Annotated in this window: 30 protein-coding genes; 22 read left to right on the top strand and 8 right to left on the bottom strand. The window is 56.7% G+C overall.

The window, feature by feature from the left end:
• Position 1: 1 nt before the first annotated feature.
• Positions 2-2,089, bottom strand: a complete 2,088-nt coding sequence (locus OOJ60_RS10815; RefSeq protein ID WP_042286307.1) for a YccS/YhfK family putative transporter — start codon at positions 2,087-2,089, stop codon at positions 2-4.
• A 51-nt stretch (positions 2,090-2,140) separates the two neighbouring features.
• Positions 2,141-2,773, bottom strand: a complete 633-nt coding sequence (gene crp / locus OOJ60_RS10810; RefSeq protein ID WP_000242758.1) for a cAMP-activated global transcriptional regulator CRP — start codon at positions 2,771-2,773, stop codon at positions 2,141-2,143.
• A gap of 307 nt (positions 2,774-3,080) precedes the next feature.
• On the opposite strand from crp, the gene OOJ60_RS10805 reads away from it, so the two are divergent.
• Complete coding sequence (locus tag OOJ60_RS10805) at positions 3,081-3,485, top strand: OsmC family protein (protein ID WP_205612545.1); 405 nt, start codon at positions 3,081-3,083, stop codon at positions 3,483-3,485.
• Positions 3,486-3,552: 67 nt separating this feature from the next.
• Here the strand turns inward: OOJ60_RS10805 and OOJ60_RS10800 are convergent, their stop codons facing one another.
• The 3 genes from OOJ60_RS10800 to OOJ60_RS10790 are packed head-to-tail and all read right to left on the bottom strand — an operon-like array spanning position 3,553 to position 5,714.
• The gene (locus tag OOJ60_RS10800; RefSeq protein ID WP_205612544.1) at positions 3,553-4,422 is read right to left on the bottom strand and encodes a phosphoribulokinase; all 870 of its coding nucleotides are present in this window, start codon (positions 4,420-4,422) and stop codon (positions 3,553-3,555) included.
• A gap of 54 nt (positions 4,423-4,476) precedes the next feature.
• Complete coding sequence (locus OOJ60_RS10795; protein ID WP_042286296.1) at positions 4,477-4,695, bottom strand: YheU family protein; 219 nt, start codon at positions 4,693-4,695, stop codon at positions 4,477-4,479.
• A complete protein-coding gene (locus OOJ60_RS10790; RefSeq protein WP_181822442.1) occupies positions 4,692-5,714 on the bottom strand; it encodes a hydrolase in 1,023 nt (340 codons plus the stop codon). The genes OOJ60_RS10795 and OOJ60_RS10790 overlap by 4 nt, the downstream gene beginning before the upstream one ends.
• A 250-nt stretch (positions 5,715-5,964) precedes the next feature.
• Between OOJ60_RS10790 and mdcA the strand changes: the two genes are divergently transcribed.
• The 8 genes from mdcA to mdcH all read left to right on the top strand — a co-directional run bounded on the left by mdcA (position 5,965) and on the right by mdcH (position 13,015).
• Positions 5,965-7,620, top strand: a complete 1,656-nt coding sequence (gene mdcA, locus OOJ60_RS10785) for a malonate decarboxylase subunit alpha (RefSeq protein WP_042286290.1) — start codon at positions 5,965-5,967, stop codon at positions 7,618-7,620.
• Positions 7,620-8,477: a triphosphoribosyl-dephospho-CoA synthase gene (locus OOJ60_RS10780; RefSeq protein WP_205612543.1), complete on the top strand. Its 858-nt coding sequence runs from the start codon at positions 7,620-7,622 to the stop codon at positions 8,475-8,477. Before mdcA ends, OOJ60_RS10780 begins: the two co-directional genes overlap by 1 nt.
• A gap of 9 nt (positions 8,478-8,486) precedes the next feature.
• Positions 8,487-8,786: a malonate decarboxylase acyl carrier protein gene (gene mdcC, locus OOJ60_RS10775; protein ID WP_042286285.1), complete on the top strand. Its 300-nt coding sequence runs from the start codon at positions 8,487-8,489 to the stop codon at positions 8,784-8,786.
• Positions 8,779-9,612 carry a biotin-independent malonate decarboxylase subunit beta gene (locus tag OOJ60_RS10770; RefSeq protein WP_042286283.1) on the top strand — a complete coding sequence of 278 codons (834 nt, stop codon included), beginning with the start codon at positions 8,779-8,781 and terminating at the stop codon, positions 9,610-9,612. Before mdcC ends, OOJ60_RS10770 begins: the two co-directional genes overlap by 8 nt.
• Positions 9,612-10,412 (top strand): biotin-independent malonate decarboxylase subunit gamma, encoded by an 801-nt coding sequence (gene mdcE, locus OOJ60_RS10765; protein ID WP_205612646.1) that lies wholly within the window; start codon positions 9,612-9,614, stop codon positions 10,410-10,412. Before OOJ60_RS10770 ends, mdcE begins: the two co-directional genes overlap by 1 nt.
• Positions 10,413-10,536: 124 nt before the next feature.
• Positions 10,537-11,496 (top strand): AEC family transporter, encoded by a 960-nt coding sequence (locus OOJ60_RS10760; RefSeq protein ID WP_205612542.1) that lies wholly within the window; start codon positions 10,537-10,539, stop codon positions 11,494-11,496.
• 2 nt (positions 11,497-11,498) lie between these two features.
• The gene (locus OOJ60_RS10755) at positions 11,499-12,116 is read left to right on the top strand and encodes a malonate decarboxylase holo-ACP synthase (protein ID WP_205612541.1); all 618 of its coding nucleotides are present in this window, start codon (positions 11,499-11,501) and stop codon (positions 12,114-12,116) included.
• Positions 12,116-13,015, top strand: a complete 900-nt coding sequence (gene mdcH, locus OOJ60_RS10750) for a malonate decarboxylase subunit epsilon (protein WP_205612540.1) — start codon at positions 12,116-12,118, stop codon at positions 13,013-13,015. Before OOJ60_RS10755 ends, mdcH begins: the two co-directional genes overlap by 1 nt.
• A 65-nt stretch (positions 13,016-13,080) precedes the next feature.
• Here mdcH and OOJ60_RS10745 read toward each other — a convergent pair whose 3' ends face one another.
• Positions 13,081-14,013: a LysR family transcriptional regulator gene (locus tag OOJ60_RS10745; protein ID WP_205612539.1), complete on the bottom strand. Its 933-nt coding sequence runs from the start codon at positions 14,011-14,013 to the stop codon at positions 13,081-13,083.
• Positions 14,014-14,028: 15 nt separating this feature from the next.
• The gene (locus OOJ60_RS10740) at positions 14,029-15,930 is read right to left on the bottom strand and encodes an ABC transporter ATP-binding protein (RefSeq protein ID WP_205612538.1); all 1,902 of its coding nucleotides are present in this window, start codon (positions 15,928-15,930) and stop codon (positions 14,029-14,031) included.
• A 137-nt stretch (positions 15,931-16,067) separates the two neighbouring features.
• Between OOJ60_RS10740 and kefG the strand changes: the two genes are divergently transcribed.
• From kefG to slyD, 4 genes are all read left to right on the top strand, one after another.
• Positions 16,068-16,619 carry a glutathione-regulated potassium-efflux system ancillary protein KefG gene (gene kefG / locus OOJ60_RS10735; RefSeq protein WP_042286933.1) on the top strand — a complete coding sequence of 184 codons (552 nt, stop codon included), beginning with the start codon at positions 16,068-16,070 and terminating at the stop codon, positions 16,617-16,619.
• Positions 16,619-18,424 carry a glutathione-regulated potassium-efflux system protein KefB gene (kefB, locus tag OOJ60_RS10730; RefSeq protein WP_042286262.1) on the top strand — a complete coding sequence of 602 codons (1,806 nt, stop codon included), beginning with the start codon at positions 16,619-16,621 and terminating at the stop codon, positions 18,422-18,424. Before kefG ends, kefB begins: the two co-directional genes overlap by 1 nt.
• 9 nt (positions 18,425-18,433) lie before the next feature.
• Positions 18,434-18,634 carry a YheV family putative zinc ribbon protein gene (locus tag OOJ60_RS10725; protein ID WP_205612537.1) on the top strand — a complete coding sequence of 67 codons (201 nt, stop codon included), beginning with the start codon at positions 18,434-18,436 and terminating at the stop codon, positions 18,632-18,634.
• Positions 18,635-18,728: 94 nt separating this feature from the next.
• Positions 18,729-19,331, top strand: a complete 603-nt coding sequence (gene slyD, locus OOJ60_RS10720) for a peptidylprolyl isomerase (protein WP_042286257.1) — start codon at positions 18,729-18,731, stop codon at positions 19,329-19,331.
• Positions 19,332-19,466: 135 nt separating this feature from the next.
• Here the strand turns inward: slyD and OOJ60_RS10715 are convergent, their stop codons facing one another.
• Positions 19,467-19,685, bottom strand: a complete 219-nt coding sequence (locus OOJ60_RS10715; RefSeq protein WP_042286253.1) for a protein SlyX — start codon at positions 19,683-19,685, stop codon at positions 19,467-19,469.
• A 222-nt stretch (positions 19,686-19,907) separates the two neighbouring features.
• Here OOJ60_RS10715 and fkpA point away from each other — a divergent pair, with 222 nt between their 5' ends.
• The 9 genes from fkpA to OOJ60_RS10670 form a co-directional block, all read left to right on the top strand.
• Entirely contained in the window at positions 19,908-20,732 is an 825-nt protein-coding gene (fkpA, locus tag OOJ60_RS10710) for an FKBP-type peptidyl-prolyl cis-trans isomerase (RefSeq protein ID WP_042286250.1), read from the top strand.
• A gap of 166 nt (positions 20,733-20,898) precedes the next feature.
• The gene (locus OOJ60_RS10705) at positions 20,899-21,621 is read left to right on the top strand and encodes a helix-turn-helix transcriptional regulator (RefSeq protein WP_042286247.1); all 723 of its coding nucleotides are present in this window, start codon (positions 20,899-20,901) and stop codon (positions 21,619-21,621) included.
• On the top strand, positions 21,621-22,007 hold the full coding sequence (gene tusD / locus OOJ60_RS10700) for a sulfurtransferase complex subunit TusD (protein WP_042286241.1): 387 nt from the start codon (positions 21,621-21,623) through the stop codon (positions 22,005-22,007). The genes OOJ60_RS10705 and tusD overlap by 1 nt, the downstream gene beginning before the upstream one ends.
• On the top strand, positions 22,007-22,366 hold the full coding sequence (gene tusC, locus OOJ60_RS10695) for a sulfurtransferase complex subunit TusC (RefSeq protein ID WP_042286238.1): 360 nt from the start codon (positions 22,007-22,009) through the stop codon (positions 22,364-22,366). Before tusD ends, tusC begins: the two co-directional genes overlap by 1 nt.
• Before the next feature lie 7 nt (positions 22,367-22,373).
• The gene (tusB, locus tag OOJ60_RS10690) at positions 22,374-22,661 is read left to right on the top strand and encodes a sulfurtransferase complex subunit TusB (protein ID WP_042286237.1); all 288 of its coding nucleotides are present in this window, start codon (positions 22,374-22,376) and stop codon (positions 22,659-22,661) included.
• A 125-nt stretch (positions 22,662-22,786) separates the two neighbouring features.
• A complete protein-coding gene (rpsL, locus tag OOJ60_RS10685; protein ID WP_000246815.1) occupies positions 22,787-23,161 on the top strand; it encodes a 30S ribosomal protein S12 in 375 nt (124 codons plus the stop codon).
• 96 nt (positions 23,162-23,257) lie between these two features.
• On the top strand, positions 23,258-23,728 hold the full coding sequence (gene rpsG / locus OOJ60_RS10680) for a 30S ribosomal protein S7 (RefSeq protein WP_002920113.1): 471 nt from the start codon (positions 23,258-23,260) through the stop codon (positions 23,726-23,728).
• A gap of 96 nt (positions 23,729-23,824) precedes the next feature.
• Positions 23,825-25,939: an elongation factor G gene (fusA, locus tag OOJ60_RS10675; protein WP_042286235.1), complete on the top strand. Its 2,115-nt coding sequence runs from the start codon at positions 23,825-23,827 to the stop codon at positions 25,937-25,939.
• Positions 25,940-26,009: 70 nt separating this feature from the next.
• Positions 26,010-26,217 (top strand): GTP-binding protein (locus OOJ60_RS10670; RefSeq protein ID WP_000031660.1); only part of this gene is annotated, 208 nt, incomplete at its 3' end.

Here is a 26,217-nt window from a genome sequence, read left to right as displayed (position 1 = left end):
GTCAGCCTTTCATATCGCGCAACCGGCGGCTGAGCCAGATCCCGTGGTGCGGTCGCTGGCGCCAGGCCACCGACGAAATGGTATGCATGGTATTTAAATGCCCCAGCACACGCTGGAGATGCTGTTCCAGCGTGCTCAATGGCCCGTGGGAGAGCATCTCTGGCGCCTCAAGAATATTCACATCCCCAGAGCTGCCCGGCCCGTCATATTCCAGCCGCTGCTGACAACGCTGGAGCGCAATTTCACACGATTGCAGATATCGTTGGGCCAGATCAGGCGTCAGCATTGTATGTTCTCGCGCCAGGGTGGTCATCGCGTTGATATGCTCGACAATGAACTGGCTGTGGGTGACCCACAGCTTCATATCTTCCAGATAATGCGTATTAAATCCCGGTTCCTGCATGGCCTGATTCAGCGAGTTAAACAGCGTGTTGTGGGCCTGGTTAACGCGCATTCGTTGGTATGCCAGCGGCGTCGCCTGCGGATCGTCGCTGAGGATCAGGCGGATCGCCTCCTGGTCCGCCTCCAGCGCGTCGTGGGCATTTTTGCGCAACAGACCGCTTTGCCACTGCGGCCACAGCCAGACGGTGCCGCCGAAGGCGATCAGACAGCCGATGATCGTATCGACAAACCGCGGAATGATAAATTGTTCGCCGTTCAGGGTTAACAGTTGCAGGGTGTACACCGCCGTGACGGTAAACCCCACCGTCGCCCAGCCGTAGTTTTTGCGGATAATCAGATAGCTCACCAGGGTGACGAAGAGCATTAAAAGCAGCGTATACCCTTCGGGGATATGAAAGTGCAGCGTCACGCCCGCGACGATGAGTCCCGCCAGCGTTCCGGCCGAACGGTGCAGAATGCGTACGCGCGTTGCGCCGTAGCCATTTTGCGTCACGAACAGTACCGTCATCAGGATCCAGTACGGCTTCGGCAGGTGCAGCGCGGTACCCATCAGGCTGGCGATACTCAGCATGACGCTAATGCGACCGGCGTTGCGCAGCGCCGGAGACTTCAGCGACAGATAGCTTTTCAGCGCCGGTAGCAGCGGAAGCCGCCGCTGTTTATCCGCCATCAGATCGCGCGCGTAGAGCGGACGCTGGGTGCGAAGCACGCGGGCGATACGGCTGAAATGCCAGTAGCAGAACTGCCCGACGGGGTTATCCGGATGTTGATTGGCGATCTTTTCCAGCGCGCCGATTTGCTTCTGCATGGTGAAGCGCGTGGGCAGGCGATGGTACAGAATGTCATCCGCCAGCACCCTCAGACGCGTGGCGACGGTTTGCGCGTTCCAGCGGATCACCTGTTCGGCGTGGCTGCGCTCGACCAGTTTTTGCACCTCTTCCGGCTGGTGCAGGCTGACTGAGATATGTTCTTGCAGATCCAGCGCTTCCTGGAAGGCGCGCAGCATCCGTTTGTAATCGTTATTGTGATGCGCCGACAGCATATGCATTTGCTGGTAGCACTGGGTGATCAGGTCAACCGCTTTCTGCTGGCGCACCAACAGCGGCGGTAGGGCTTTTTCCGGATCGGTGTGCTGGGTCAGCATGCTGTATTTCGCTTCGCAGTAATCTGCCAGTTCGCGATACAGCAGGCTTAGCGATTCGCGCAGCGGCTGTTCGCGCCACAACCAGAACCAGAACCAGTTAAACAGTCCATACCACAATGTCCCCAGCGCATAGATCAGCAGCGGCTCCCACACCGGCATATTGCCCGCCAGGCTGAGGGTAAAAATTGCGGCGATCAGCGAAGCGGGAAGCAGGCGGGCGTGAAGCGAGCTTAACTCCGCGGTGACGCCGAGGAGCAGCGTCAACCCGGTCAGAATCAGCGGTAACGGAACCGCCTGCGCCAACAACAGTTGCATCGCCAGGCTACACCCGGCAAATAGCGAGGCGCCAATGACCAGACGCTTGAAGAAGCGCTTGTGCGGCGTATCAAGCCCGGCAATGTTACAGCAGGCGGGAACGAGGGAGAAAAGCAGGCCCAGATGCAGTTGGCCTATCAGCAGGCCGACGGCCACGGGCAAACAGAGCACCAGCGTCTGACGTAGTGCGTAGTTGATCTCAGGGTGATAAATCAGTCTGCGCCACATCGGGAAAACAAAAATAGCGCGCTACCAGGTAACGCGCCATTTCCGACGGGATTAACGAGTGCCGTAAACGACGATGGTCTTACCGTGCGCGGAGATCAGGTTTTGATCTTCCAGCATCTTCAGGATACGACCAACGGTTTCGCGAGAGCAGCCAACGATCTGGCCAATCTCCTGGCGGGTAATTTTGATCTGCATACCGTCCGGGTGGGTCATTGCATCGGGTTGTTTCGCCAGGTTCAACAGCGTCTGGGCGATACGACCGGTCACGTCAAGGAAGGCCAGGTTACCGACTTTCTCTGATGTGACCTGCAGGCGGCGAGCCATCTGGGAAGAGAGACGCATCAGAATATCCGGGTTCACCTGGATCAACTGGCGGAATTTCTTGTAGGAAATTTCAGCCACTTCACATGCAGTTTTAGCACGTACCCATGCGCTACGTTCCTGGCCTTCTTCAAACAGGCCCAGTTCGCCAATAAAATCACCCTGATTCAGATAAGAAAGGATCATTTCTTTACCTTCCTCATCTTTAATCAACACTGCCACAGAGCCTTTAACGATGTAGTACAACGTTTCTGCTTTTTCACCCTGGTGAATCAGCGTGCTCTTCGACGGGTACTTATGAATGTGGCAATGAGACAAGAACCATTCGAGAGTCGGGTCTGTTTGCGGTTTGCCAAGCACCATGCGCGATTATCCTCTGTTATAAGCTGTCTCCAGAGCCAGAAAACGGCGCTGTCTCTGGGGTTGCAAAAATATGCTTCCCGCTTCCTGGGAAGAGGCTGTCAATAACGGACAGCAGCCTTTAATGTGAAGTCCTCTGCATACATGCAGTACGTCAATGTATTACTGTAGCATCCTGACTGTTTTAGCATAGCTTTAGCCGTGTGTCTCCTGGTGTCTCGCTTCAGCATGACGCAGGTCGCCTTCCGTTGCGAGAATTGTTATGTACGCGTAATCTGTCAGGAAAATTGACGCACTGGAGTAAAAAAATATGCAAGCGCGTGTGAAATGGGTTGAAGGGTTAACCTTCCTGGGCGAGTCGGCTTCCGGACACCAGATCCTGATGGACGGCAATTCGGGAGATAAAGCGCCCAGCCCGATGGAAATGGTGTTAATGGCCGCGGGCGGCTGTAGCGCTATCGACGTGGTCTCCATCCTGCAAAAAGGACGACAGGATGTGACCAATTGCGAAGTAAAACTGACCTCCGAGCGTCGTGAAGACGCGCCGCGCCTGTTTACCCACATCAATCTGCATTTCATCGTGACGGGGCATGAATTAAAAGACGCCGCGGTGGCGCGGGCGGTGGATCTTTCCGCCGAAAAGTATTGTTCCGTGGCGCTGATGCTGGAAAAAGCGGTGAATATTACCCACTCGTATGAAGTCATTGCCGCCTGATAATTTTTACCTGATGGCGCTGCGCTCGACTGCCTTATGGCACAATCGGGCCAGCCGCCATTGAGGCTTATTCGATCTTCTTGCCTTCCATCAGGCGCTGTACCAGCGGCAGCATGATCAGTTCCATCGCCAGGCCCATTTTGCCGCCCGGCACCACCAGCGTATTGATGTGAGAAATAAACGAACCTTGCAGCATCGCCAGCAGCCAGGGGAAATCGATGCCTTCGAGATTGCGGAAATGTATCACCACAAAACTCTCATCAAGCGAGGGAATGCCGCGTGCGGCGAATGGGTTTGAGGTATCCACCGTCGGGACCCGCTGGAAGTTGATGTGGGTACGGGAAAACTGTGGCGTGATGTAGTTGATGTAATCGTCCATTGAGCGCACCACGGAGTCCATCACCGCCTCGCGGGAATGTCCACGCTCGCTGGTGTCGCGGATCAGTTTCTGAATCCACTCCAGGTTGACGATGGGCACAACCCCCACCAGCAAATCCACATGGCGCGCCACCTCATGCTGTGGCGTCACCACGCCGCCGTGCAGCCCTTCATAAAACAGGACGTCGGTCGGCTCCGGCAGCGGCTGCCAGGGCGTGAAGGTGCCAGGCACCTGATTCCAGGGTACGGCTTCGTCGTAGGTATGCAGATATTTTCGCGACTGGCCTTCGCCCGTCTGCCCGTATTCAATGAAGGTCTGTTCCAGCAGGCCGAAGTCATTGGCTTCGGGGCCGAAATAGCTGATATGCCGTCCGGCATCGCGCGCCTTGCGGATCGCCATGTCCATTTCCGGGCGGGTATAACGATGAAAACTGTCGCCTTCCACCTCGGCCGCGCGCAGGTTGAGCTGGGCAAAAATTTTACGGAACGCGAGGCTGGTGGTGGTGGTCCCCGCGCCGCTGGATCCTGTTACCGCAATCACCGGATGTTTGGCAGACATAACAACTCCATGAGTAGGTTAGGTTTTTTATTATAGTCGGCCGAGGATACAGGCTTATTCGCGGAACTGTTTACGCGGCATGATGTTGACTGTTTCGTGCAATTCAGACCAGACCAGAACCGCTTCTCCGCACTGCAACTGACGTTTAACGTCGGCGACCTTTTGCTCAAGTGAACGTTCATGTTCACCATAATCGGTGCCTTCGCGCAACACAAAGCTTTCGATTAAGTTGTCCAGCGTCTCGGGAGAGAGCTCCTGCCAGGGGATCATCATCTTGGTACCTCCAGATACGTTGTCAGCCAGTCGGGAATACGCGCCTCCAGCCACATCTCAGGGCGACGCAGCGTGCCGCCGATAAACCCAACGTGCCCGCCATGTTCCGTTAGCTGATACTCCACCTGAGGCGGCAAATCGTCGGCTTTGGGGATCACGTGATGATCCATAAACGGATCGTCTTTGGCGTGGATGATCAGCGTCGGGATGGCGATCCGGTTGAGTAACGGCATCGCGCTACACTGACGATAATAGTCGATAGCGTCGGCAAAACCGTGAATTTTAGCGGTGATGAGATCGTCAAACTCGCGAATGCGGCGCAGGGATTTCAACTGCGCAAGATCGACTGGCAGGGAGCCCGGATACGCCGCCAGTTTGCGCGACGCGTTCGCCTTCAGCAAATTGAGCAGATAGCGCTGATAAACGCGGGAAAAGCCTTTATCCATATGGTAACTGCACGCTTCCAGCACGAAGGGGGCGGAAACAATCACCGCAGCCTCTATCGGGATGTTTTTCCCTTCTTTTGCCAGCAGGCAGGCCAGCATATTGCCCCCCAGCGAATAGCCCACCGCCGCGGTTGGCGCGTGGCCAAATTCGCGACGCAGCCAGTGTAGAAACCAGGCGCCGTCTTCGGTTTCGCCAGAGTGATAAATACGGTTCATGCGGTTTGGCTCGCCGCTGCAGCCGCGAAAATGCATCACCACCCCAAGCCAGCCGCGTTTTTGCGCCGCTTCAATCAGGCCATGGGCATACGGGCTGTTCAGACTGCCTTCCAGACCGTGAAAGACGACCAGACGAGGTTTGTGTTTCGCGGACGCCGGATCTTCACTCCAGGCCAGATCGACAAAGTCACCGTCAGGTAACTCCAGCCGCTGCCAGTGGGGGGCAAAATTCACTTTGCGGCGGATCAGGCGCGGCAGCATGGTCTGCAAATGGCGGTTACGAATACCACGCATTGGGCGAAATTCACGCGAGTTTACGGCGGTGAGTTGAAGGTCTGACGAAGTTATTTGGCTCATAACGGCTGCGATGGTCTCTCATTATCAGCCGTCTACTATACCGCCACTTGCCTGTTGTGTTTATGAAAAATGCGTAGCTCAGGATGGCGTCTGGAATGGAGTAGTTGATCCTCATCACAAATTGTTACTTCAATTATTACTCTCAGGCTAACGATCCCTCTCTACGCTTAATTGATGACTTTCTCACCAGAGCGCACACTCATTAGCGTGTTAAGCAATCAAAATGATTAGCTGAATCAGGAGGTTAATAATGTTATCTGGGCAAACACCCGCACGCGTCTGGAATACCCGCCGCACCGAGAAGCAGCGGCGTCTGGCTTCCATACCGGTGCAGGGCAAGGTACTGCCTACCGCAGACCTGACCGCGATGCTGGAAAAACTGATCGCGCCGGGTGACCGCGTGGTATTAGAAGGCAATAACCAGAAGCAGGCAGATTTCCTGTCCCGCATGCTGGCTGAAGTGAATCCCGAAAAAGTGCACGACCTGCACATGATTATGCCAAGCGTGGGCCGCAGCGAACATCTGGATATCTTTGAGAAAGGCATCGCCCGTAAGCTGGACTTTTCCTTCTCCGGTACGCAAAGCCTGCGCATTTCGCAGCTGCTGGAAGATGGCCAGCTCGAAATCGGTGCGATTCACACCTACATCGAACTTTACTCCCGCCTGTATGTTGACCTGGCGCCAAACGTGGCGCTGATTGCCGGGTTTAAAGCGGACCGTAAAGGTAACCTCTATACCGGGGCGAGTACCGAAGATACCCCGGCGCTGGTGGAAGCCGCCGCGTTCCATGACGGCATCGTCATCGCACAGGTGAACGAGCTGGTGGACGACGAATGCGACCTGCCGCGCGTCGATATTCCGGGCTCCTGGATCGATTACGTGGTGGTGGCGGACAAGCCGTTCTTCATTGAGCCGCTCTTCACCCGCGACCCGCGCCTGATTAAACAGGAACACATCCTGATGGCGATGATGGCGATTAAAGGCATCTACGCGGAACATCAGGTGCAGTCCCTCAACCACGGGATTGGCTTTAACACCGCGGCGATTGAGCTGCTGCTACCCACCTACGGCGAACAGCTTGGCCTGAAGGGCAAAATCTGTAAACACTGGACGCTGAACCCGCATCCGACGCTGATCCCGGCAATCGAAAGCGGCTGGGTGGAGAGCGTGCACTGCTTCGGCGGCGAGCTGGGGATGGAAGAGTACATTCGCGCCCGTCCGGACGTGTTCTTTACCGGTGCCGACGGCTCCATGCGGTCTAACCGCGCCTTCTGCCAGCTGGCAGGCCAGTACGCGGTCGATATGTTTATCGGCTCTACGCTGCAGGTTGATGGCTACGCTAACTCCTCAACCGTCACCCGCGGTCGCCTCTCCGGCTTCGGCGGCGCGCCAAACATGGGCCACGATCCGCACGGTCGCCGCCACGCCACGCCGGCCTGGCTGAACATGATCACCGAACCTGACCCAATGCAGCGCGGTAAAAAACTGGTCGTGCAGATGGTGGAAACCTTCCAGGCGGGCGTTAAGCCAACCTTCGTGGAAAAACTGGACGCCGTTGACGTGGCGAAAGCCTCCGGTATGCCGCTGGCGCCGGTCATGATTTACGGCGATGACGTGACCCACGTGCTGACGGAAGAGGGGATTGCTTACCTCTACCGGGCGAAAGATCTGGAAGAGCGTCGCGCCATGGTCGCCGCCGTGGCGGGCATCACCGATATCGGTCTGGGCGTGGATGCCAAACGCGTGGCGGAACTGCGCCAGAGCGGCAAAGTGGTCTATCCGGAAGATATGGGCATTCGCCGCACCGATGCCACCCGCTCTCTGCTGGCGGCGGGCAGCGTGGCCGACCTCGTTGAGTGGTCCGGCGGCCTGTACAACCCACCTGCGAAATTCCGGAGCTGGTAATGAAACTTCTGCCCCGGATCCAGGTTGAAGGCGGTGCCGAATGGCTGGCGCGAACCGCCACGCAGTGTCTGATTGACGAAGCACGTTTAAGCCCGAAACCCGGTCTGGTGGACAGTCGGGGGAACGGCGCGCACCACGATTTATCGCTTGCGCTGATGGAGCGCTCCGCGCACAGCCTGACTCCCACGTTTCAGGCGCTGGCGCAGCAAAGCTGGCAGCGTCCGGCGGATATTGCCCTCAGGCAAACCATAGGGCGACTCGGTCGCGACGGAGAGCGGCAGATGATGGCCGCTACCGACGGCGTGAACACCCACCGTGGCGCGATCTGGGCGCTGGGGCTGCTGGTGAGCGCGGTGGCGATGCTGGGCGGTGATGCCAGCGCGCAGGCCGTCGCGAACACCGCCGCCCGGCTGGCAAAACTCCCGGACGACGCGGCGCCGAAGGTATTCAGCAAGGGGTTACGCGCCACGCACCGCTACCGCGTGCCCGGCGCGCGTGAAGAGGCGCAGCAGGCGTTTCCGCACATCATGCAGCGCGCGCTACCGCAGCTTCGCCTGAGCCGTCTTAACGGCAGCAGCGAAACAAACGCCAGACTCGACGCGCTGATGGCGATCATGACCTCGCTCACCGATACCTGCGTGCTGTCGCGCGCCGGAATGGAGGGGCTGGACGCCATGCAGAACGGCGCCCGGGCGGTGCTGAACGCCGGAGGATGCGCAACGCTCGCGGGGCAGCAGGCGCTGGCGCAGTTAGACCGCCAGATGCTAACGCTTAACGCCTCACCGGGCGGCGCCGCAGACCTGCTTGCGGCCACGCTGTTTCTCGATCGCGTCGAAACGCCATATTCAAAGCATTAAGAGGATGTTATGGAAAAAATTACATTGACCGTGCCCGCCCGCCGCGAAGTCAGCGGCAGAGCGCTGGCAGGCGTCGTCGGCTCCGGGGATATGGAGGTGCTCTTCACCGCCGAACCGGGCCAGACCTTGACCGTTGATATCACCACCTCCGTCGACAACAGCCGCGGACGCTGGGAGGCGTTGTTCAGCCGCCTGGAAACCGTCAGCAGCCTGCCCGCAGGCAAACTGACCATCCACGACTTCGGCGCGACGCCGGGCGTGGCGCGCATTCGTATTGAACAGGTGTTTGAAGGGGTGAGCCATGCGTGATGACAGCAGCTTTATCGAATTAAAAGCGCGCCAGCGTGCTCAGGCGCTGCTCGACGAGGGCAGCTACCGCGAACTGCTGGATCCGTTTGAAGGCATTATCTCTCCGTGGCTTGGGCCACAGGGCATTGTGCCGCAGGCCGATGACGGCATGGTGGTCGCGAAAGGGACCATCAACGGCCAGCCTGCGGTAGTCGTGGCGATTGAAGGGACCTTCCAGGGCGGCAGCATGGGCGAAGTCTCCGGCGCCAAAATGGCGGCGGCGCTGGAGCTGGCGGCGGAAGATAACCGCAACGGCATACCCACGCAGGCGGTACTGTGCCTCGAAACCGGCGGCGTACGCCTGCAGGAAGCGAACCTTGGCCTGGCGGCGATTGCCGATATCCACGCCGCGATCGTTGACCTGCGTCGTTATACCCCGGTCGTCGGGATTGTGGCCGGAACCGTGGGCTGCTTCGGCGGGATGTCTATCGCCGCGGCGCTGTGCAGCTACCTGATTGTGACCCGCGAAGCGCGTCTCGGCCTCAACGGCCCGCAGGTTATCGAGCAGGAAGCGGGCATTGAAGAGTACGACTCCCGCGACCGGCCGTTTATCTGGAGCATGACCGGCGGCGAAGTACGCTATGAAAGCGGGCTGGTGGACGCGCTGGTAGGCGACGGCGTGAACGCGGTGAAAGCCGCGATGAACGAGGCCATCGCGAAAGGCGTACCGGCGAAGCATCGCACCGATAACTATGACGATTACCTGAACCGTCTGACGAATTTCGACACCCGCAAACAGGCCGATGCCGAACAGATTAACGCGCTTTTTGCCCGGGAGGTGAAATGATGAATAACGCAATAAGCCGTGGCGAACGCTGGCTGGAAACGCTCGCCCCGAACGCCAAACGTATTGAGGGGCTGTGCCCGTCCGTGCAGGCGGCAGACGGTGAGCTGAACGGTGAAACGGTGCGTTTTGTCGCCGTGGTGCCGGATGCCAACAACCACTTCCCGCGCGCGGCGAAAGGGGAAGTCGGTCTGCTGGAAGGCTGGACGCTGGCGAAAGTGGTCAGCGAAACCGTCGCGGCGGATGCTGATAAAGCCGTGAAGCGCCCGATAGTGGCGGTGATCGACGTCCCAAGCCAGGCCTATGGCCGTCGCGAAGAGGCGTTTGGTATCCACCAGGCGCTGGCGGGAGCCGCTGCCGCCTACGCCAACGCGCGTCTGGCGGGTCATCCGGTGATTGGTCTTATCGTCGGTAAGGCAATGTCAGGCGCGTTTCTGGCGCACGGCTACCAGGCTAACCGTTTGATTGCCTTTAACGATAAAGGCGTACTGATCCACGCGATGGGCAAAGAGTCTGCGGCGCGCATTACGCTGCGTACCGTTGACGCGCTGGAAAAACTGGCGGCAACCATTCCGCCCATGGCGTATGACATCAGCAACTACGCCACGCTGGGGCTGCTTTCCGACCTGCTGGACATCAGCAACCCGGATGCCCCATCCGATAACGATCTGACGCAGGTGAAAACCACCCTGCAACAGGCCATCAGTGACGCGCGTCAGGACACCACGCTGAAAAGCCGTCTGGGTGCTGACAACCGCCGCAGCTCGGCGCTCGTACGCGAACGTATGCGAGCCAGCTGGTAAGTAATTAAGACCTGCCGAATGTTCGGCTCCGTGGGCGCACGCGCTGCGCCCGCGCGGGCCGCTACATCCGAAAAATAATAATCATCGCGTCCGTGCTAACTTTTTTCTTCATTACAGGTGATTTATGACTTACGTGATTGTTCATGCTCTTGCACCGATATTCGTCATCATGTTGCTGGGGTTCTGGGCCGGGAAGGCCAAAATGGTTGATAACAAGAATGTTTCCCTGCTCAACATCTTCGTCATGGATTTCGCATTACCTGCGGCGCTGTTCAGCGCGACGGTACAGACGCCCTGGGCGGGCATCGTGGCGCAGTCGCCGCTGATTGTGGTACTGACGCTGGCGATGTGGATCACCTACGCGGCGATCTATTTCCTTGCTACCGGCGTATTCAAAAAATCGCCGCAGGATGCGGCCGTGTTGACGCTCACCGTCGCGCTGCCAAACTATGCGGCGCTTGGCCTGCCGATTCTGGGCAGCGTGCTGGGCGAAAGTTCTTCCACCTCACTGTCCGTTGCGGTCTCTATCGCCTGCGGTTCCGTGCTGATGACCCCGTTCTGCCTGCTGATTCTGGAGCGTGAAAAAGCGCGCGCCGAGGGCAATAACTCCGGCTCAACGCTCTCCATGCTGCCGGTGCTGATGTGGCGCTCCATTAAAAAACCGATCGTGATGGGCCCGCTGCTGGGTGTGATCCTGTCCGCTATCGGCATCAAAATGCCGGAACTGGTGCTGGCGGCGATTAAACCGCTGGGGCTGTCCGCAACCGCTGCGGCGCTGTTCCTGACTGGCGTGATCCTCTCTGCCCGTAAGCTGCAGATCAACACCATGGTGATCACCTCCACCGTCGCCAAGCTGCTGATCCAGCCGGCGATTGCCTGGGGTATCGTTTTAATCTTCGGTCTGCACGGCTCCGTGGCGATCACCGCTATCCTGATGATTGCGCTGTCCGCGGGCTTCTTCGGCGTGGTGTTCGGTAACCGCTTTGGCGTGCAGTCGCCGGATGCAGAAGCCGTGCTGCTGTTAAGCTCCGTACTGTGTATCCTGTCGCTGCCGCTGTTTATCTCGCTGACGTCAGGAATGTAATTATGACCACAACATTACGCCCCCACGACCTTATCTGGCTTACCTCGCGCGACGCGCTGGAAGGTATTACCGAATCCTGGGCTGAATCAGCCTGGCATACCGGCCTGCCGGTGGTGGTACGGCGTGATGTGGATAACGAAGGCCGAATTCCCGTTGGCGTGCGCGGACTGCGCCGCGACCAGCGGGCAGCCGGATGGGTGCAGCCTGAGAATGTGCTACGCGTGGTGTCGCCTGAAGAGCTGTGCGCCACCGCCGAACTGCTGCGTTCGCCGTTTGTCACCCAGCCGCCGGTACAGGTGGCGCTTCAGCTTGCTCAGCAGGCGTGGCCGTGGACGTGGGGCATTACTGGCAGCACCGGCTACGCGCTGGCGACCGGTATTCCGGTGATCCATGCCGACAGCGATCTCGACCTGCTGATCCGCGCTCCGCACGCCGTTGCCCCTGACGCATTTGCTGGCTGGCAGCTTCAGCTCAGCCGCGCGCTATGCCGGGCGGATACGCAGGTGGATACGCCGGAAGGCGGATTCGCGCTGGCGGAGTGGCTGCGTGACGGTAAAACGCTGCTGAAAACCCGCCGTGGGCCACGCCTGGTGGCAGATCCATGGCGCAGGGAGGAGTGATGAAAATACTGTTTACCTTTCCGGGCCAGGGCACGCAGCATGAAGGTATGCTGCAAAACCTGCCGGGAACGGAGCTGGAACAGGCACGTCAGGTGTTGGGGAAGGAAGTTGATACGCTGGACAGCGCGGCCTCGTTAACCCACACCCGCGCGGTGCAGCTTTCGCTGTTAATTGCCGGCGTGTCCTGGGCGCGCGAGCTGGAGCGACGCGGCGTGTCGCCTGACATCGTTAGCGGTTTATCGATTGGCGCTTATCCCGCGGCGGTGGCGGCGGGCGCGCTGGAATTTACGGACGCGCTGGAGTTGGTGGCGCTGCGCGGCGATCTGATGGAACAGGCCTGGCCGCACGGCTACGGCCTGACGGCAATCATGGGCTTAACCCTGCCGCAGGTGGAACAGCTTATCGAGGGTAGCGGAACGTACATTGCTAACCTGAATGCCGAAACGCAGATTGTCATTGCCGGATCCGATGAAGGGATGGCGCAGGTGGCAAAACGCGCTCTGGAAAAAGGCGCGAGCAAAGCAAAGCGGCTGGCCGTGAGCGTGCCGTCGCACTGCGAGCTGCTGGCGGAACCGGCGCAGAAGCTGGCGGCGGCGTTTAACTCGGTCACACTTGCACGCCCGCGCTGCGCGTATCTGAGCGGCAGCACCGGGCGCGTGCTCTGGCAGCCGGAAAGAATTGCCGACGATCTGGCGATGAACATGGCGCGCACCGTGCGCTGGCAGGAAGCGGTGATTTCGGCTAACGAGCGTGACGCAAGGCTGGCGATTGAAATGCCGCCCGGCGGCGTGCTGACCTGCCTGACGCGACAGGCGGCGTGGGAAGGGGAGTCGATTTCGCTGGAGCGCAGCGGCGTGGACGTTGCCGTGCATCTGGCGCGGCGGGTACAGTTGTTGTGATTGTTGCCTGCTGGCGCGATGCTTCTCCTGCTTACAGGATGTATTGGCCTCAGGCTAACCGGCAATCAAACGCCAGGCTCCAGACTGCGCGCGTACATTCGTCCTTCGGCGGCGAGCGCCAGCAGATTCGGGTCGCGCTCACGGTTGCGGGCGAAGACAATCGCGATAAGCTGCTGCATCTGGTAGGGCTGCGCCAGCTTCAGTAGCTGCACGGAATTCTCATACATCTTCTTCATGCGTCCCGGCATCAGGGTAAAGCCGACACCCGCCTGCACCAGACTGAGCATCGAGAAAATGTCATTCACGCGGGTGACGATCTCCGGCTCGAATCCGGCGATGTGAAAGGCCTCCTGAAAGCCGGCATAGGTGGCGAAGCCTTCCGCCAGAGAAACAAACTTCTGTTCCCGGTAATCGCGCAGATCGGCAGGCGAGGAGCTGTCCAGTGTGGCCGTTGACGGTGCGGCGAGATAGATGTCGTCATGAAACAGCGGCAGCACTTCCAGACTGTTGCGATCGATTTCACTTTCCGAAATAGAAATCAGGATCGCATCCAGCGTGCCTTCTTCCAGCATGGTAAGCAACGCTTCGTTAGATCCCATCGTCAGATCCAGTTCGAGGTCGGGACGCCGTAGCTTCATGCCCATGATCAGATGCGGGACGGTCTCCAGCGTCAGCGAGTAAAGTGTGCCGACGCGTAAGCGCCCCTGGCCGACACCCGCCGTTTTACGCGCTTCCTCCAGCCCTCGCGCCATAAGCTGAGTGACTTCCTGACAATATTCCAGCAGTGTCCAGGCCGCTGGTTGCGGGATCAGGTTGCGACCTTTATGCACAAACAGCGGACAACGGACATTTTCTTCCAGCGTATGTAACGCGCGATGCACGCTCACCCCACTGATATCCAGCGCTTCCGCCGTGCGGGCAATATTCCCTTTCTCCATAAACGTCATGAAGATGCTGAGCTTGCGGAAAGTAATATCGTTGGTGATGAGCGGCGTCATGGTGGTTTCCTGTGGTTAGTCGGCCAGCATTTGCTCAAGCTGCTCTTGCGCGTCCAGCCAGGCTATTTCGCACGCTTCCAGCCCGGCTTTGGCGCTGGCCTGTTGTTGCAGGCACTCGGTCAGCTCTGCTTTACGGCTCTGGTCGTACAGTTTACTGTCGCCCAGCTTTTCTTCCGCCTGCGCTAACTGCGCGTTCAGTTTTTCCATCTCTTTTTCCAGACGGGCGATCTCTTTGCGCAGCGGCTGGGTCTGCGTACGCAGCTCGGCTTCACGACGCTTCTGATCTTTACGCGCTTGCGCACTGTTCGCGTTCTCTTTTGGCGCTTCAGCAGGCTGGTTTTCCTGTTTCTGCACCTCGCTCAGCCACTGCTGATAATCTTCCAGGTCGCCGTCAAACGGTTCGACTTTACGGTCGTGGACCAGGTAGAGATCGTCGGTGGTGGAGCGCAACAGGTGACGGTCGTGCGACACGACGACCAGCGCGCCTTCGAATTCGATCAATGCTTCGGTCAACGCCTGACGCATGTCGAGATCGAGATGGTTGGTCGGTTCATCAAGCAGCAACAGGTTCGGGCGCTGCCAGACAATCAATGCCAACACCAGACGGGCTTTTTCGCCGCCGGAGAAACGCCGCGTCTCTTCCGTGACCTTATCGCCCTGGAAGCCAAAGCCGCCGAGATAGTCGCGCAGCTTCTGCTCCTGTTCCTGCGGCGCCAGGCGCGACAGGTGTTGCAGCGGTGACTCGTCAGCGCGCAGGTACTCCAGCTGATGCTGGGCGAAATAGCCAAGCTTAATGCCTTTCGCCAGGCCGATTTCGCCACTGACCGGCGCGAGCTCGCCCGCCAGCAACTTGATAAGCGTAGACTTCCCGGCGCCGTTGCGGCCAAGCAGGCCAATGCGCGAGCCAGGCACCAGATTCAGCTTAATGGAGTCGAGTATGATGCGCTCGCCGTAACCCGCGCTCACTTTTTCCATTTTCAGCAATGGGTTTGGCAGGCTTTCCGGCGCGCGGAAGCTAAAGTGAAAGGGGTTATCCACGTGCGCAGGGGCGATCAGCTCCATGCGCTCCAGCATTTTGATTCGGCTTTGCGCCTGCTTGGCTTTGGTCGCCTTGGCGCGAAAGCGGTCAATATAGCTTTGCAGATGCGCCACGCGTTCCTGCTGGCTTTCGTACATCGCTTGCTGCTGGGCCAGACGGGTGGCGCGCTGGATTTCAAACGCGCTGTAATTGCCGGTGTACTCGAACAGGTTTTGCTGTTCGATGTGGATAATTTTGTCCACTACCGGGTCGAGAAAATCCCGGTCATGGGAGATCAGAATCAGAGTGCCCTGATAGCCTTTCAGCCATTTTTCCAGCCAGATAACCGCATCAAGATCGAGGTGGTTAGTCGGTTCGTCGAGCAGCAGCAGATCGGAGCGGCAGATCAGCGCCTGCGCCAGGTTGAGGCGCATACGCCAGCCGCCCGAGAAGTCGCTGACCGGACGTTCAAGCTGTTCGTTGCTGAACCCCAGCCCATGCAGCAGACTGGCGGCGCGTGAGCGGACGGTCCAGGCGTCAATGGCGTCCAGCTTGCCGTGTACGGTGGCGATAGCGTGTCCGTCGTTACGTTCGTTAGCGTCGTGCAACTGGGCTTCCAGTTGACGGTATTCGCGGTCGCCGTCAATGACGTACTCCAGCGCTGGCTGGGCCAGGGCGGGGGTTTCCTGATTCACCCACGCCAGCTGCCAGTTGCCAGGATAGCTAAAACTTCCGGCGTCGGCGCTGATTTCATTTTTCAGCAACGCCAGCAGGGTAGATTTCCCGCAGCCGTTCTTGCCCACCAGGCCGACCTTCTGGCCCGGATTGATAGTGGCAGCGGCATTGTCCAGCAAGACGCGCACGCCGCGACGAATTTGTAACGAGGAGAAAACAATCATAAGGCGCCGTATGTTCTGACTATGTTAATTTATCATTATGATAATGTAATGTGCTGGCATTCTGCCGCACTGGGGCGCAATGGTAGCCCAAAACAACAACGCGACACAAAAACAGAAATAAAACCGGGAGGGGGATGATGTCTCAGCCAGCAAAGGTGTTGCTGCTGTATGCCCATCCGGAATCTCAGGACTCGGTGGCGAACCGGGTGCTGCTTAAGCCGGCTATGCAGCTCAGTAACGTAACGGTGCACGATCTCTACGCGCACTATCCTGATTTTTTTATTGATATTCCGCATGAGCAGGCTCTTTTGCGTGAGCATGACGTGATTGTGTTTCAGCATCCGCTGTATACCTATAGCTGCCCGGCGCTGTTGAAAGAGTGGCTGGATCGGGTGTTAAGCCGCGGCTTTGCCAGCGGGCCGGGGGGGAACCAGCTCGCGGGAAAGTACTGGCGCAGCGTGATTACCACTGGCGAACCGGAGAGCGCCTATCGCTATGACGCTCTGAATCGTTACCCGATGAGCGACGTCCTGCGGCCCTTTGAGCTGACGGCGGGTATGTGCCGGATGCACTGGATGAGTCCGATCATTATTTACTGGGCCAGGCGGCAGAGCGCGCAAGAGCTGGAAAGCCATGCGAAAGCATATGGCGACTGGCTTACCCAGCCTGTTCCCGTGGGAGGCCGCTGATGGAAGGTTCCGATTTATTGCTGGCGGGCGTGCTGTTCCTCTTCGCGGCGGTGGCGGCGGTGCCGCTGGCTTCACGGCTCGGCATCGGCGCGGTATTAGGGTATCTGCTTGCGGGTATCGCCATTGGCCCATGGGGTCTGGGATTCATTAGCGACGTTGACGAGATTCTGCATTTCTCTGAGCTTGGCGTCGTATTCCTGATGTTCATTATCGGGCTGGAGCTGAACCCGGCGAAACTCTGGCAGCTTCGGCGATCGATTTTTGGCGTCGGGGCGGCGCAGGTGTTGCTCAGCGCGGCGCTGCTCGCCGGGCTATTGATGTTGACGGATTTTTCGTGGCAAGCCGCGGTGGTTGGCGGTATCGGTCTGGCAATGTCCTCGACCGCGATGGCGCTACAACTGATGCGCGAGAAGGGGATGAATCGCAGCGAGTCGGGGCAACTTGGCTTCTCGGTGTTGTTGTTTCAGGACCTGGCGGTGATCCCGGCGCTGGCGCTGGTGCCGTTGCTCGCCGGTTCCGCCGACGAGCATTTCGACTGGATGAAGATTGGCATGAAAGTGCTTGCTTTCGCCGGGATGTTGATTGGCGGGCGCTACTTATTGCGCCCGGTGTTCCGCTTCATCGCCGCGTCCGGCGTACGCGAAGTGTTTACCGCCGCGACGCTGCTGCTGGTGCTGGGTTCTGCCTTATTTATGGACGCGCTGGGGTTGTCGATGGCGCTGGGCACGTTTATTGCGGGCGTGCTGCTGGCGGAAAGCGAATATCGCCATGAGCTGGAAACGGCCATTGATCCGTTCAAGGGACTGTTGCTCGGCCTGTTTTTTATCTCGGTTGGCATGTCGCTCAACCTGGGCGTGCTGTACACCCATCTGCCGTGGGTTGTGGCAAGCGTGGTGGTGCTGGTGGCGGTAAAAACGTTGGTGCTCTATGGGTTGGCGCGGCTCTACGGTCTTCGCAGCTCGGAAAGAATGCAGTTTGCCGGCGTCCTGAGCCAGGGGGGAGAATTCGCCTTCGTGCTGTTTTCTACAGCCTCGTCGCAGCGGCTTTTTCAGGGCGATCAAATGGCGCTATTGCTGGTTACCGTCACGCTGTCGATGATGACCACGCCCATGCTAATGAAACTTATCGACAAATGGCTCTCGCGTCAGTTTAACGGCCCGGATGAAGAGGACGAAAAACCGTGGGTGGATGACGATAAGCCGCAAGTGATTGTGGTCGGGTTTGGCCGTTTCGGCCAGGTGATTGGGCGTTTGCTGATGGCGAATAAAATGCGTATTACCGTTCTGGAACGGGATATCAGCGCCGTAAACCTGATGCGAAAATATGGCTACAAGGTGTATTACGGCGATGCGACGCAGGTGGATCTTCTGCGCTCTGCGGGCGCGGAGGCGGCAGAATCCATCGTTATCACCTGCAACGATCCGGAAGATACGATGAAGCTGGTGGAGATCTGTCAGCAACACTTCCCGCATTTGCATATTCTTGCGCGAGCGCGCGGACGTGTGGAAGCACATGAGTTATTACAGGCAGGGGTGACGCAGTTTTCCCGTGAAACGTTTTCCAGCGCGCTGGAACTCGGGCGTAAAACGCTGGTGTCGCTGGGCATGCACCCTCACCAGGCGCAGCGGGCGCAGTTGCATTTCCGACGGCTGGATATGCGAATGCTGCGGGAGCTTATTCCGATGCATGCCGATACCCTACAAATTTCGCGCGCCAGAGAAGCCAGGCGCGAGCTTGAGGAGATTTTTCAGCGCGAGATGCAGCAGGAACGACGTCAGTTGGACGGCTGGGATGAATTTGAATAGAGGTTCAGTATGACAATCCGTAAACGTTTTATTGCCGGGGCGAAATGCCCGTCCTGCCAGGCGCAGGATACGCTGGCGATGTGGCGCGAAAATAATATCGATATTGTTGAGTGTGTTAAGTGCGGTCACCAAATGCGGGAAGCGGATAAAAATGCGCGCGATCATGTGCGCAAAGAGGAGCAAGTGATCGGGATCTTTCATCCGGACTAGCGATATGCCCCGAGTTTTTTTAAGCTAAAGGGTACACGGGTGCAGATTTCCGCTACAATCTGCGCCAGCAATTTTCCCACGCTCAGGAGATATCATGAAAGTAGCAAAAGACCTGGTGGTCAGCCTGGCCTATCAGGTACGTACAGAAGACGGTGTGTTGGTTGATGAGTCTCCGGTGAGTGCGCCGCTGGACTACCTGCACGGTCACGGTTCTCTGATCTCTGGTCTGGAAACCGCCCTGGAAGGTCACGAAGTTGGCGACAAATTCGATGTAGCTGTTGGCGCGAACGACGCCTACGGTCAGTATGACGAAAACCTGGTACAGCGCGTACCTAAAGACGTCTTCATGGGCGTTGACGAGCTGCAGGTGGGCATGCGCTTCCTGGCGGAAACCGACCAGGGTCCGGTTCCGGTAGAAATTACCGAAGTGGAAGACGACCACGTTGTGGTTGACGGTAACCACATGCTGGCGGGTCAGAACCTGAAATTCAACGTTGAAGTGGTAGCGATCCGCGAAGCGACGGAAGAAGAACTGGCTCATGGTCACGTTCACGGCGCACACGGTCACGACCACGATCATGACCACGGTCACGACGGCTGCTGCGGCGGTCACGGCCATGACCACGGTCACGAACACGGTGGCGAAGGCTGCTGCGGTGGCGGCGGTAAAGGTCACGGCGGCTGCGGTTGCCACTAATCCCGTCGTCTTTCAAGCCACGCAGGGTCGGCTGGATCTTGCTGTGACGAGAAATTCATAGGGTATTTAGCGCGCGGTACATGAACGGAGCGCAAAAAAAAGCGGGTATAGAATATAACCCGCTTTTTTTACGTCTCAATAATGAGGCGGTGGCGTTTCTTCCGCCTGGGAGGCGATATTGGACGGCTGGCTGGCCTTCAGTTTCTCGGTCAGCAGACGCAGATGATCGCGCAATTTGGCCATTTCCATTTCGTGGGCGGTGACCGTCACGTTGAGCTCTTCAATGGTGATTTCCTGAAAAGCCAGGCGACTTTCCAGTTCGGCCAGACGAGTTTCCAGCGTGGTATCCTGCATGATTCACCTCATTGATTATCCCGGGTTGCGGCGGATTCTACTGAATTCTGTCGATGAGCGCAGCCCTGATTGCGCCGCGCCGAAACTAATTTAAACAAAAAGAGTCTGAAAAGAAGTGAGAATAAGGCATGTCCTTATGTTGATTTGTTCAACAACGCTTTATAGTACGCTTCTTAAATGAAGCTAACCTCGGGGTGAGATGCCCCGGCCCTGGAGATATGGATGAAATCATTGTTTAAAGCCACGCTGCTGGCAACCACGATGGCCGTTGCGCTGCATGCCCCGATGACCTTCGCTGCTGAAGCGGCAAAACCGGCTGCGGCTGCTGACAGCAAAGCGGCGTTTAAAAATGACGATCAGAAATCAGCGTATGCGCTGGGCGCTTCGCTGGGTCGTTATATGGAAAACTCCCTGAAAGAACAGGAAAAACTGGGCATTAAACTGGATAAAGAGCAACTGATCGCGGGCGTCCAGGACGCGTTTGCCGATAAGAGCAAGCTGACTGACCAGGAAATCGAACAAACGCTGCAGGCGTTTGAAGCCCGCGTGAAATCTTCCGCTCAGGCGAAGATGGAAAAAGACGCGACTGAAAACGAAGCCAAGGGCAAAGAGTATCGTAACAAGTTTGCGAAAGAGAAAGGCGTGAAAACGTCCTCTACCGGCTTGCTTTATAAAGTCGAGAAAGCGGGTACCGGCGAAGCGCCGAAAGACAGCGACACCGTCGTTGTTAACTACAAAGGCACGCTGATCGACGGTAAAGAGTTCGACAACTCCTACACCCGTGGCGAGCCGCTCTCCTTCCGTCTGGATGGCGTGATCCCAGGCTGGACCGAAGGCCTGAAAAACATCAAGAAAGGCGGTAAGATCAAGCTGGTCATTCCACCGGAGCTGGCATACGGCAAAACTGGCGTCCCGGGTATTCCGGCTAACTCCACGCTGGTATTCGACGTAGAGCTGCTGGATATCAAACCAGCGCCGAAGGCGGATGCGAAGCCAGAAGCCGCAGCAGAAGCTGACGCAAAAGCCGCAGATGCTGCTAAAAAATAAAAACTGAGAACCGCCGCCGAACAGAGCGGCGGTTTTTTTATTGCAGGCCGGATATAATTAGTTGTGGAAAGTGGAACCTCCACTGTATTAATTTAACCATCCACATAATTAATGAGCCTGCCCTGAAAACATAACGACAGGCTCCTGAAAAGGAGTGTTTTTTTTCATGTCCAGGTCGCTTTTAACCAACGAAACCAGTGAGCTTGATTTACTGGATCAACGTCCTTTCGATCAAACCGACTTTGATATTCTGAAATCCTACGAAGCGGTGGTGGACGGGTTAGCGATGCTCATTGGTTCCCACTGTGAAATCGTTTTGCACTCTTTGCAGGATTTGAAATGCTCCGCTATTCGCATCGCCAACGGCGAGCACACGGGGCGTAAAATCGGTTCGCCGATTACCGACCTTGCGTTACGTATGCTGCACGATATGACCGGTGCGGACAGCAGCGTGTCGAAGTGCTACTTTACCCGTGCGAAAAGCGGCGTCCTGATGAAGTCCGTGACCATTGCTATTCGCAATCGCGAGCATCGCGTGATTGGCCTGCTGTGCATCAACATGAACCTTGATGTACCGTTCTCGCAAATCATGAATACCTTTATTCCGCCTGAAACGCCGGAAGTCGGATCGTCCGTCAACTTCGCTTCTTCTGTTGAAGATCTGGTCACCCAGACGCTGGAATTTACCATCGAAGAGGTGAACGCCGATCGTAATGTGTCTAATAACGCCAAGAATCGCCAGATCGTTCTGAATCTATACGAGAAAGGCATTTTTGATATTAAAGATGCGATCAACCAGGTCGCCGATCGTCTCAATATCTCCAAGCACACCGTGTATCTCTATATTCGCCAGTTCAAAAGCGGCGACTTCCAGGGGCAAGACAAGTAATGCGTTTTGCCATCATGGTTACCGGTCCGGCATATGGTACCCAGCAGGCGAGCAGCGCGCTGCAGTTCGCTCAGGCGTTACTGGAAGAAGGCCACACGCTAAGCAGCGTCTTCTTTTATCGTGAAGGCGTATATAACGCCAACCAGCTGACCTCGCCGGCGAGCGATGAATTTGACCTGGTTCGCGCCTGGCGGCAACTGCACACGCAGCATGGCGTTGCCCTCAATATCTGTGTGGCCGCGGCGCTGCGTCGCGGCGTGGTTGATGAAAGCGAAGCGGGCCGCCTTGGGCTGCTCTCCGCTAATCTTCAGCCGGGATTTACGCTAAGCGGCCTCGGCGCGCTGGCGGAAGCCTCGTTAACGTGCGATCGCATGGTACAGTTCTGATGAAACGCGTGGCTTTTGTTTTTTCCACCGCGCCGCATGGCAGCGCATCGGGCCGCGAGGGGTTAGACGCGTTGCTGGCGACCTCTGCTTTAACGGATGATCCCGGCGTCTTCTTCGTGGGTGACGGCGTGTTCCAGATCCTTGCCGGGCAAAAACCGGATGTCGTGCTGGCGCGCGACTATATCGCCACCTTTAAGCTGCTGGGATTGTACGATATCGAACAATGCTGGCTGTGCGCCGCCTCGCTGCGCGAGCGTGGGCTTGGCGATGACGCAGCGTTTGTGGTGGAAGCCACCGCGCTTGAGCCCGAAGCGCTGCGTCGGGAGCTGAGCCATTACGATGTGATCCTGAGATTCTGAGGCTCGTATGCTGCATACCTTACACCGCTCCCCGTGGCAGTCCGATTTCACATCCCTGCAGCGTTTACTCGCGGAAGGCGACGCGCTGTTATTACTCCAGGATGGCGTTATCGCTGCAATAGAAGGCTCTCACTTCCTTGAAACGCTGCGCAACGCCCCCATAACGGTATACGCACTGAAAGAAGACATTGACGCCCGCGGCCTGGGTGGTCAAATTTCAGACAGCGTCGTCAGGGTTAGCTATACTGATTTCGTCAGACTGACGATCCAGCACACCAGCCAGTTGGCCTGGTGATTGTGTGATCGTTGTATATTTCTTGACACCTTTTCGACACCGCCCTAAAATTCGGCGTCCTCATATTGTATGAGGTCGTTTTATTACGTGTTTACGAAGCAAAAGCTAAAACCAGGAGCTATTTAATGGCAACAGTTAACCAGCTGGTACGCAAACCACGTGCTCGCAAAGTTGCAAAAAGCAACGTGCCTGCGCTGGAAGCATGCCCGCAAAAACGTGGCGTATGTACTCGTGTATATACTACCACTCCTAAAAAACCGAACTCCGCACTGCGTAAAGTATGCCGTGTTCGTCTGACTAACGGTTTCGAAGTGACTTCCTACATCGGTGGTGAAGGTCACAACCTGCAGGAGCACTCCGTGATCCTGATCCGTGGCGGTCGTGTTAAAGACCTCCCGGGTGTTCGTTACCACACCGTTCGTGGTGCGCTTGACTGCTCCGGCGTTAAAGACCGTAAGCAAGCTCGCTCCAAATACGGCGTGAAGCGTCCTAAGGCTTAATGGTTCTCCGTTAAGTAAGGCCAAACGTTTTAACTTAAATGTCAAACTAAACTCGTAGAGTTTTGGACAATCCTGAATTAACAACGGAGTATTTCCATGCCACGTCGTCGCGTCATTGGTCAGCGTAAAATTCTGCCGGATCCGAAGTTCGGATCAGAACTGCTGGCTAAATTTGTCAATATCCTGATGGTAGATGGTAAAAAATCTACTGCCGAAACAATCGTATACAGCGCGCTGGAGACCCTGGCTCAGCGCTCTGGTAAATCTGAACTGGAAGCTTTCGAAGTCGCTCTCGAAAACGTGCGCCCGACTGTCGAAGTTAAGTCTCGCCGCGTTGGCGGTTCTACTTATCAGGTACCAGTTGAAGTCCGTCCGGTTCGTCGTAATGCTCTGGCAATGCGTTGGATCGTTGAAGCTGCTCGTAAACGCGGTGATAAATCCATGGCTCTGCGCCTGGCGAACGAACTCACTGATGCTGCAGACAACAAAGGTACTGCAGTTAAGAAACGTGAAGACGTTCACCGTATGGCCGAAGCCAACAAGGCGTTCGCACACTACCGTTGGTAATCCCTTCGGAATTTTAGTCACCAGGCGGGCGCTTCCAGTAAGCAGCCCGCTTTGGGCTACTTAAATTGAACGCCTAAAAGATAAACGAGGAATCAAATGGCTCGTACAACACCCATCGCACGCTACCGTAACATCGGTATCAGTGCGCACATCGACGCCGGTAAAACCACTACTACCGAACGTATTCTGTTCTACACCGGTGTAAACCATAAAATCGGTGAAGTTCATGACGGCGCAGCTACCATGGACTGGATGGAGCAGGAGCAGGAACGTGGTATTACCATCACTTCCGCAGCGACTACTGCATTCTGGTCTGGTATGGCTAAGCAGTATGAACCGCATCGCGTAAACATCATCGACACCCCGGGGCACGTTGACTTCACCATCGAAGTAGAACGTTCCATGCGTGTTCTTGATGGTGCGGTAATGGTTTACTGCGCAGTTGGTGGTGTTCAGCCGCAGTCTGAAACCGTATGGCGTCAGGCAAACAAATATAAAGTTCCGCGCATTGCGTTCGTTAACAAAATGGACCGTATGGGCGCGAACTTCCTGAAAGTTGTTGGTCAGATCAAAACCCGTCTGGGCGCGAACCCTGTTCCGCTGCAGCTGGCAATTGGCGCTGAAGAAGCGTTCACCGGTGTTGTTGACCTGGTGAAAATGAAAGCCATCAACTGGAACGAAGCTGATGCAGGCGTGACCTTCACCTATGAAGACATCCCGGCTGACATGCAGGAACTGGCTGAAGAATGGCACCAGAACCTGATCGAGTCCGCAGCGGAAGCGTCTGAAGAGCTGATGGAAAAATACCTGGGTGGTGAAGAACTGACTGAAGAAGAGATCAAAAAAGCTCTGCGTCAGCGCGTTCTGAACAACGAAATCATCCTGGTTACCTGTGGTTCTGCCTTTAAGAACAAAGGTGTTCAGGCGATGCTGGATGCGGTAATTGATTACCTGCCATCCCCGGTTGACGTACCTGCGATCAACGGTATCCTGGACGACGGTAAAGATACGCCTGCTGAACGTCACGCTAGCGATGACGAGCCTTTCTCTGCACTGGCATTCAAAATCGCTACCGACCCGTTCGTGGGTAACCTGACCTTCTTCCGCGTTTACTCCGGTGTGGTTAACTCTGGTGATACCGTACTGAACTCCGTGAAATCCGCACGTGAGCGTTTCGGTCGTATCGTTCAGATGCACGCTAACAAACGTGAAGAGATCAAAGAAGTTCGCGCGGGCGACATCGCTGCGGCGATCGGTCTGAAAGACGTGACCACCGGTGACACTCTGTGCGATCCGGATCACCCGATCATCCTGGAGCGTATGGAATTCCCTGAGCCGGTAATCTCCATCGCCGTAGAACCGAAAACCAAAGCTGACCAGGAAAAAATGGGTCTGGCTCTGGGCCGTCTGGCTAAAGAAGACCCGTCATTCCGCGTATGGACTGACGAAGAATCTAACCAGACCATTATCGCCGGTATGGGTGAGCTGCACCTCGACATCATCGTTGACCGTATGAAGCGTGAATTCAACGTTGAAGCGAACGTCGGTAAACCTCAGGTTGCTTACCGTGAAGCGATTCGCGCGAAAGTTACCGATATCGAAGGTAAACACGCGAAGCAGTCTGGTGGTCGCGGTCAGTACGGTCATGTTGTTATCGACATGTACCCGCTGGAGCCGGGTTCCAACCCGAAAGGCTACGAGTTCATCAACGACATCAAAGGTGGTGTAATCCCTGGCGAATACATCCCTGCCGTTGATAAAGGTATCCAGGAGCAGCTGAAAGCAGGCCCGCTGGCTGGTTATCCGGTTGTTGACATCGGTATCCGTCTGCACTTCGGTTCTTACCATGACGTTGACTCCTCGGAACTGGCGTTTAAACTGGCTGCGTCTATTGCCTTTAAAGAAGGCTTTAAGAAAGCGAAACCAGTTCTGCTTGAGCCGATCATGAAGGTTGAGGTAGAAACGCCGGAAGAGAACACCGGTGACGTCATTGGTGACTTGAGCCGTCGTCGCGGTATGCTGCGCGGTCAGGAATCTGAAGTTACTGGCGTTAAGATCCACGCTGAAGTTCCGCTGTCTGAAATGTTCGGATATGCAACTCAGCTGCGTTCTCTGACCAAAGGTCGCGCATCGTACACTATGGAATTCCTGAAGTATGATGATGCACCGAGCAACGTTGCTCAGGCCGTAATCGAAGCCCGTGGTAAATGATCCACAGGATTAAAACCTAAGTCCCGTGCTCTCTCCATAAGGGGAGAGCGCTATAGTAAGGAATATAGCCGTGTCTAAAGAAAAATTTGAACGTACAAAACCGCACGTTAACGTCGGCACCATCGGCCACGTTGACCACGGTAAAACTACCCTGACCGCTGCAATCACTACCGTACTGGCTAAAACCTACGGCGGTGCTGCTCGCGCATTCGACCAGATCGATAACGCGCCGGAAGAAAAAGCGCGTGGTATCACCATCAACACCTCTCACGTTGAAT

It is taken from the genome of Citrobacter sp. R4 (assembly GCF_026719175.1).
Taxonomy (GTDB): domain Bacteria; phylum Pseudomonadota; class Gammaproteobacteria; order Enterobacterales; family Enterobacteriaceae; genus Citrobacter_A; species Citrobacter_A sedlakii.
This window is presented reverse-complemented; position numbering and strand designations above follow the sequence as displayed.

Bases quoted from the DNA above. Each gene is read 5' to 3' on its own strand.
- OOJ60_RS10815 (WP_042286307.1), bottom strand. From the start codon at position 2,089: ATGTGGCGCAGACTGATTTATCACCCTGAGATCAACTACGCACTACGT.
- crp (WP_000242758.1), bottom strand. From the start codon at position 2,773: ATGGTGCTTGGCAAACCGCAAACAGACCCGACTCTCGAATGGTTCTTG.
- OOJ60_RS10805 (WP_205612545.1), top strand. From the start codon at position 3,081: ATGCAAGCGCGTGTGAAATGGGTTGAAGGGTTAACCTTCCTGGGCGAG.
- OOJ60_RS10800 (WP_205612544.1), bottom strand. From the start codon at position 4,422: ATGTCTGCCAAACATCCGGTGATTGCGGTAACAGGATCCAGCGGCGCG.
- OOJ60_RS10795 (WP_042286296.1), bottom strand. From the start codon at position 4,695: ATGATGATCCCCTGGCAGGAGCTCTCTCCCGAGACGCTGGACAACTTA.
- OOJ60_RS10790 (WP_181822442.1), bottom strand. From the start codon at position 5,714: ATGAGCCAAATAACTTCGTCAGACCTTCAACTCACCGCCGTAAACTCG.
- mdcA (WP_042286290.1), top strand. From the start codon at position 5,965: ATGTTATCTGGGCAAACACCCGCACGCGTCTGGAATACCCGCCGCACC.
- OOJ60_RS10780 (WP_205612543.1), top strand. From the start codon at position 7,620: ATGAAACTTCTGCCCCGGATCCAGGTTGAAGGCGGTGCCGAATGGCTG.
- mdcC (WP_042286285.1), top strand. From the start codon at position 8,487: ATGGAAAAAATTACATTGACCGTGCCCGCCCGCCGCGAAGTCAGCGGC.
- OOJ60_RS10770 (WP_042286283.1), top strand. From the start codon at position 8,779: ATGCGTGATGACAGCAGCTTTATCGAATTAAAAGCGCGCCAGCGTGCT.
- mdcE (WP_205612646.1), top strand. From the start codon at position 9,612: ATGAATAACGCAATAAGCCGTGGCGAACGCTGGCTGGAAACGCTCGCC.
- OOJ60_RS10760 (WP_205612542.1), top strand. From the start codon at position 10,537: ATGACTTACGTGATTGTTCATGCTCTTGCACCGATATTCGTCATCATG.
- OOJ60_RS10755 (WP_205612541.1), top strand. From the start codon at position 11,499: ATGACCACAACATTACGCCCCCACGACCTTATCTGGCTTACCTCGCGC.
- mdcH (WP_205612540.1), top strand. From the start codon at position 12,116: ATGAAAATACTGTTTACCTTTCCGGGCCAGGGCACGCAGCATGAAGGT.
- OOJ60_RS10745 (WP_205612539.1), bottom strand. From the start codon at position 14,013: ATGACGCCGCTCATCACCAACGATATTACTTTCCGCAAGCTCAGCATC.
- OOJ60_RS10740 (WP_205612538.1), bottom strand. From the start codon at position 15,930: ATGATTGTTTTCTCCTCGTTACAAATTCGTCGCGGCGTGCGCGTCTTG.
- kefG (WP_042286933.1), top strand. From the start codon at position 16,068: ATGTCTCAGCCAGCAAAGGTGTTGCTGCTGTATGCCCATCCGGAATCT.
- kefB (WP_042286262.1), top strand. From the start codon at position 16,619: ATGGAAGGTTCCGATTTATTGCTGGCGGGCGTGCTGTTCCTCTTCGCG.
- OOJ60_RS10725 (WP_205612537.1), top strand. From the start codon at position 18,434: ATGACAATCCGTAAACGTTTTATTGCCGGGGCGAAATGCCCGTCCTGC.
- slyD (WP_042286257.1), top strand. From the start codon at position 18,729: ATGAAAGTAGCAAAAGACCTGGTGGTCAGCCTGGCCTATCAGGTACGT.
- OOJ60_RS10715 (WP_042286253.1), bottom strand. From the start codon at position 19,685: ATGCAGGATACCACGCTGGAAACTCGTCTGGCCGAACTGGAAAGTCGC.
- fkpA (WP_042286250.1), top strand. From the start codon at position 19,908: ATGAAATCATTGTTTAAAGCCACGCTGCTGGCAACCACGATGGCCGTT.
- OOJ60_RS10705 (WP_042286247.1), top strand. From the start codon at position 20,899: ATGTCCAGGTCGCTTTTAACCAACGAAACCAGTGAGCTTGATTTACTG.
- tusD (WP_042286241.1), top strand. From the start codon at position 21,621: ATGCGTTTTGCCATCATGGTTACCGGTCCGGCATATGGTACCCAGCAG.
- tusC (WP_042286238.1), top strand. From the start codon at position 22,007: ATGAAACGCGTGGCTTTTGTTTTTTCCACCGCGCCGCATGGCAGCGCA.
- tusB (WP_042286237.1), top strand. From the start codon at position 22,374: ATGCTGCATACCTTACACCGCTCCCCGTGGCAGTCCGATTTCACATCC.
- rpsL (WP_000246815.1), top strand. From the start codon at position 22,787: ATGGCAACAGTTAACCAGCTGGTACGCAAACCACGTGCTCGCAAAGTT.
- rpsG (WP_002920113.1), top strand. From the start codon at position 23,258: ATGCCACGTCGTCGCGTCATTGGTCAGCGTAAAATTCTGCCGGATCCG.
- fusA (WP_042286235.1), top strand. From the start codon at position 23,825: ATGGCTCGTACAACACCCATCGCACGCTACCGTAACATCGGTATCAGT.